The 1,054-nt window shown below is 48.0% G+C and carries 1 protein-coding gene; it reads left to right on the top strand.

Going from position 1 to position 1,054, the window contains the following annotated elements:
• Nucleotides 1-512: 512 nt before the first annotated feature.
• Nucleotides 513-1,054: isoaspartyl peptidase/L-asparaginase (locus Q0386_RS00530; RefSeq protein ID WP_299025585.1), on the top strand; the 542-nt coding region annotated here is incomplete at its 3' end.

Genomic DNA, 1,054 nt, shown 5'->3' with positions numbered 1-1,054 from the left:
ACGGCTTTATCTTTAAAGACCTTTTCTTGCTAGGCCTTGGCTTGGTGCTGCTAAAATACGACCTGGCGCGCCTTTGTCGCGGAGAAAAAGCTGCGATTGAGTCATCAAAACATATTGGCGTCGGTTTCGACGCAACACTAAATGATCGCGCACGGCGAGTTTGAGGCGTTTAATTTGAAGCCTGCTTTGCTAGCGGTTGCGTGCTTGAGCTCGCTCGCATAGCACCCTTTAAAATACGGCCGCGCGCTAAAATTTTATGACGCGCGGTTGAAATTTATTGAGCTGCGGTAATTAAATTTTACTAACGCTCAAACTCAAATTTATAAAATTTAAATCGACCTATCAGATTGTGCTACAAATTGAGTCGCGTTAAATTTGGCAACGGAAGCTTAATTTTAAGCTCAAAGCATTAGATTTAGATCCAGCCAAATTCGCATTTGATTAAGTGAAACGTAAAGCGCAAAGTTATATCATTCCTTAGAAATTCTGCAATTTTTTGGAAAGGATGAGATATGAAGCACTTTTCACTCTCAAAGGCCGTTTTTATGGCGGCGAGCTTGGCCCTGCTCGGGCTAACGGCTGCGAATGCGCAGGAGAAATTTTCCCCAGTCATCGTCATTCACGGCGGCACCAGCGGGCTTGATCTAACTAAAGAGGAATTTAAAATCCGCGAGGAGCCGATGAAAAAGGCGCTTTTAGCGGGTCAAGCCGTACTTGAAAAAGGCGGTAGCGCGATGGATGCCGTAACGGCGGCAATAATGGTGCTTGAGGACGATCCGAATTTTAACGCGGGCAAGGGCGCGGTCTTTACAGCCGACGGATTTAACGAGCTCGACGCCTCGATCATGGACGGCTCGACCAAAAAAGCGGGCGCGGTCGCGATGGCGCGGCATATCAAAAACCCTATCCTAGGCGCCAGACTCGTGATGGATAAGACGTGGCATACGCTAGTCGCCGGCGAGGGAGCCGACAAGCTCGCCAAAGAAAACGGCCTAGAGATGGTCGATCAGAAGTATTTTTTCACGCAGTTTAGATACGACGCGCTGCAAAAAGC

The organism is uncultured Campylobacter sp., from assembly GCF_938045625.1.
Classification (GTDB): Bacteria; Campylobacterota; Campylobacteria; order Campylobacterales; family Campylobacteraceae; genus Campylobacter_A.
This window is presented reverse-complemented; position numbering and strand designations above follow the sequence as displayed.